Annotated in this window: 6 protein-coding genes and 1 pseudogene; 5 read left to right on the forward strand and 2 right to left on the reverse strand. The window is 73.9% G+C overall.

All coding sequences use genetic code 11. The features are described from left to right. Both D1825_RS00865 and D1825_RS00870 read left to right on the forward strand, forming a co-directional pair. Nucleotides 1–379: pseudogene (locus D1825_RS00865) on the forward strand (quinone-dependent dihydroorotate dehydrogenase); the annotation flags it as partial. Then, on the forward strand, nt 379–582 hold the full coding sequence (locus D1825_RS00870) for a hypothetical protein (RefSeq protein WP_118765638.1): 204 nt from the start codon (nt 379–381) through the stop codon (nt 580–582). The pseudogene D1825_RS00865 and the gene D1825_RS00870, both read left to right, overlap by 1 nt. On the opposite strand, the gene yczR is transcribed toward D1825_RS00870, so the two are convergent. Beyond that, on the reverse strand, nt 583–2037 hold the full coding sequence (gene yczR / locus D1825_RS00875; protein WP_118765639.1) for a MocR-like transcription factor YczR: 1455 nt from the start codon (nt 2035–2037) through the stop codon (nt 583–585). Nucleotides 2038–2096: 59 nt separating this feature from the next. On the opposite strand from yczR, the gene yczE reads away from it, so the two are divergent. Beyond that, entirely contained in the window at nt 2097–2756 is a 660-nt protein-coding gene (yczE, locus tag D1825_RS00880; RefSeq protein ID WP_118765640.1) for a membrane protein YczE, read from the forward strand. On the opposite strand, the gene D1825_RS00885 is transcribed toward yczE, so the two are convergent. Then, nucleotides 2720–3172, reverse strand: a complete 453-nt coding sequence (locus D1825_RS00885; RefSeq protein ID WP_118765641.1) for a MarR family winged helix-turn-helix transcriptional regulator — start codon at nt 3170–3172, stop codon at nt 2720–2722. The two genes, yczE and D1825_RS00885, sit on opposite strands and share 37 nt — an antisense overlap. A 53-nt stretch (nt 3173–3225) precedes the next feature. On the opposite strand from D1825_RS00885, the gene D1825_RS00890 reads away from it, so the two are divergent. Together D1825_RS00890 and D1825_RS00895 are read left to right on the forward strand one after the other, a co-directional pair. Next, nucleotides 3226–3417, forward strand: coding sequence for a hypothetical protein (locus D1825_RS00890; protein ID WP_118765642.1), 192 nt, complete (start codon nt 3226–3228; stop codon nt 3415–3417). Nucleotides 3418–3449: 32 nt separating this feature from the next. Next, on the forward strand, nt 3450–3900 hold a 451-nt coding region (locus tag D1825_RS00895), incomplete at its 3' end, for an HIT family protein (protein WP_138067148.1).

Here is a 3900-nt window from a genome sequence, read left to right on the forward strand (position 1 = left end):
TCGCCCGGTGCCGCTGCTCGTCAAGATCGCCCCGGACCTGTCCGACGAGGACGTCGACGCGGTCGCCGAGCTCGCGGCCGAGCTCGGGCTCGAGGGCGTCGTCGCCGTCAACACGACCATCGCGCACGACCTCGGCCCGGGCGGCGTGTCCGGCCCGCCCGTCCTGGCCCGCGGCCTGGACGTCGTCGCGCGGCTGCGCAACCGGCTCGGCCCCGACGTCGTGATCATCGGCGTCGGCGGCGTGAGCACGCCCGCCGACGCTCTGGAGTACCTGGCCGTGGGCGCCACGCTCGTGCAGGGCTACACCGGCTTCATCTACCGCGGTCCGCTGTGGGCCGCGCGCATCGGCCGTGCGCTCGCCAAGGCGGAGGCCGCCTGATGGTGCTCCGACCGCAGTGGGAGTGGGCGCTGGACGGCGGCGCCGAACCGGCGGTGAGCCCTGTGTTCACCACGCAGTACGACGCCGAGCAGTGGGTCGGCGAGCACTGGCGTGCGCTGGCGGCTCAGGGCGTCACGCGCGCGACGCTGCTGCACCACGGCGAGCCGGTCACCGCACCGCTCGACCTGCCGTCGCAGGGCTGATCAGACGACCATCCGGCTCGGCTGCGACGGCCCGGGGGCGACCGCACCCAGCGACGCCCACGCCCCGGCGAGCCCGTCGACCGCCCGCGCAAGCGTGTCCGGCGTCTCGCTGAAGGGGATCCGGACGTTGCGCTCGAAGCTGCCGTCCACCGCGAACGCCGGCCCGGGGGCGATGCGCACACCGTGCCGGGGCGACAGGGCCGCCAGTGCCGACGACACCGGCGCGCCCAGGTCCACCCACAGCGCGAGCCCGCCCTTCGGCACGGGCACGTCCCACTCCGGCAGGCGCTCGCGGAGGAGCCCGACGAGCAGGTCACGGCGCGCGCGCAGCTCGGTGCGGCGGCGATCGAGCGTGCCGTCCTGCGTGGTCAGGAGCTGGAGCACCACGAGCTGCTCGAGCAGCGCGGTGGCGATGTCCATGTACCCGCGCGTCGTCGCGAGGCGGGCGACGAGGTCCGGGTGGCCGCGGACCCAGCCGACGCGCAGCCCGCCCCAGAAGGCCTTGGACACCGATCCGATCGACACGACGTGCCCGCTGGACGAGCCGTCGCCCGCGAACGGCGCGGGGACCGGCCCGTCGAGCGTGAGCTCGGTGAGCACCTCGTCGCCGACGATCAGCGTGCGGTGCCGGCGCGCGAGCGCCCGGACCCGCTCGCGCTCGTCGTCGGACAGGCTCGTGCCCGTCGGGTTCCGGTGGTCGGGGATGAGGTAGACCATGCGCGGCGCGGACTGCCGCAGCGTCGACTCCAGGAGGTCCACGTCGAGTCCGTCCAGGCCCGCGGGCACGGGGACCGGGCGTGCGCCGGTGGCGCGGACCGCCTCGATCGCGTGCGGGTAGGTCGGGTGCTCGACGACCACGCGGTCACCCGGCCCGGCGTGCGCGGACGTGAGCAGGTGGATGGCCTGCTGCGCGCCCGTGGTCACCAGGATCTGGTCCGGCGTGGTGGGCGTGCCGCGCCGCTCGTACGAGGCGGCGATCGCCTCGCGCAGTGCCGGCAACCCGGTCGAGGCGTACCCCGTGGACTCCAGGTGGCGGGGGAGCGAGTCGAGCGCCGCGAGGTAGGCGCCGTGCAGGCAGGACGGGGCGGACGGCGCCGCGATCGTCAGGTCGACGAGGTCCTCGGTGGAGCCCAGTGCGACGAAGCGCGCGCTCTGGCCCGGCCCGTCCGGCAGCGTGGTGACGGTGCCCGACCCGCGCCGGCTGACCACGTAGCCCTCGTCGCGCAGCAGCCCGTACGTCGCCGTGGTGGTCGTGCGGGACACCTCGACGGCCTCGGCCAGCTCGCGCTCGCTCGGCAGCCGCGTGCTCAGCGGGATCGCGCCCGACAGGACGGCCGCCCGCAGCGCATCGGCGAGGGCCACGTACTGTGGGCCGGAGCGCTGCCAGGCACCGAGGACGGCGCGCAGACGGGTCCCGGAGATCCGTCGATCGGTGGGCAGGTCGTGGATCGTCACGATGCCACCATCTCAGAACTGGCTATGGATTGCATAGCCACTATGGAGAGAATTGACTCATGCAGTCTCCTGTGGCCTCCTTCCGCATCCCCGCCCCCGTCGGCCGACGTTCGGTCCAGCTGCTCGTCGGCCTCGTTCTCTACGCGGCCTCCATGGGGCTGCTCGTCCACTCGGGCCTCGGCAACATGCCCTGGGACGTCCTGACGCAGGGGATCTCGCGCCACACGGGCGCGTCGTTCGGCACGATCACCGTCGCGATCAGCGTGCTGGTGCTCCTGTGCTGGATCCCGCTGCGGCAGCGGCCGGGCGTCGGCACGGTGGCGAACGTGCTGGTCATCGGCGTGCTCGTCGACCCGTTCCTCGCGGCGCTCGACCAGCTGCCGGACCCGCTCCCCATGGCCGCGCGCGTCGCCCTGGCGGTGAGCGGCATCGTCCTCAACGCGCTCGCCACCGGGCTCTACGTCGGCGCCCAGCTGGGTCCCGGCCCGCGCGACGGGCTCATGACGGGCCTCGTCGGCCGCACCGGGTGGCCGGTCGCGCCCGTGCGCACGTCGATCGAGGTCGTCGTCGTGGCCGCCGGCTGGGCACTGGGCGGCACGGTCGGATTCGCGACGCTGGCGTACGCGCTGCTCGTCGGCCCGCTCGTGCACGTCTTCCTGCCCCGGCTGACGGTGCGGTCGCGTCAGTCCGAGCCGGTCGCCCTGGTCGCCGCGACGTAGAGCAGCTCGGCTGCGGCGCGGATCTGCTCGATCTCGTCGCGCTCGAGCCCCAGGCCGTCGACCATCGACGCCGGGATCCCCACGGCCTGCGCGCGCATCGCACGACCCTCGTCGGTGAGGGCGATCAGCAGCGCGCGCTCGTCGTGGGGGTCCCGCTCGCGCCGCACGAGGCCCATCGCCTCGAGCCGCTTCACCAGCGGCGACGTCGTCGCGGCCTCGAGGTGGAGCAGCGCAGCGACGTCCTTGAGCCCGAGCAGGCCGTACTGCCACAGCGCGAGCATCGCGAGGTACTGCGGGTGCGTGAGCCCGAGCGGCTCGAGCAGCGGGCGGTAGAACGCGACGAGGCTGCGGGCCGCGGCCGACACCGTCAGGCAGACCTGCGCCTCGACGGCCAGGGGATCGGCGGGTTGGTTCACGCAGCAAGGGTAGCGGGCATATAGTTAGGGCACGAACTACCGAGGAGACGGCGATGCCCAAGCGTGATCTGACGGACTTCCTGCTGACCTACATGGGTCCCGCGCAGGTGGGCAACGTCCGCTCGCGTCGTCGGCCGACCACGTCCGCCCAGCGCGAGCGTGAGGCCGAGCTCGTCGCCGGCTACGAGCGGGTCGTCGGCCCCGACGGGCGTGAGTTCCTGGTGGAGCGCACGGAAACGGACTGACGCGGGGCGCGACGCGCTGGCAGGGTGGCGGCATGACCGACGCCGCGTGCACCTTCTGCCGAGTCGTCGACGGCACGCTCGAGTCGAGCGTCGTGCACGAGGACGACGACTTCCTCGCGTTCATGGACATCCAGCCGGTGACCCGCGGGCACGTCCTGGTGATCCCGAAGCATCACGCGACGGTCCTGGGCGAGCTCGACGAGGACGCGGGGGCCGCCCTGTTCCGGGTCGCGCAGCGCGTCGCGGCCGCGTTGCGGCGGTCCGGGCTGCCGTGCGACGGCGTCAACATGTTCCTGGCCGACGGCGAGGCGGCGTTCCAGGAGGTCCCGCACGTGCACCTGCACGTCTTCCCGCGCACCCCGGGCGACGGCTTCCGCATCGACGCGGACTGGTACGTCCGGCCACGCGACGAGCTCGACGAGGCTGCGGCGGCAGTCCGGTCGGGGTGGAGCACCCCGGCGGCCGGCTCGTCAGGAGCCGGCC

The organism is Cellulomonas rhizosphaerae (assembly GCF_003470205.1).
GTDB lineage: Bacteria > Actinomycetota > Actinomycetes > Actinomycetales > Cellulomonadaceae > Cellulomonas > Cellulomonas rhizosphaerae.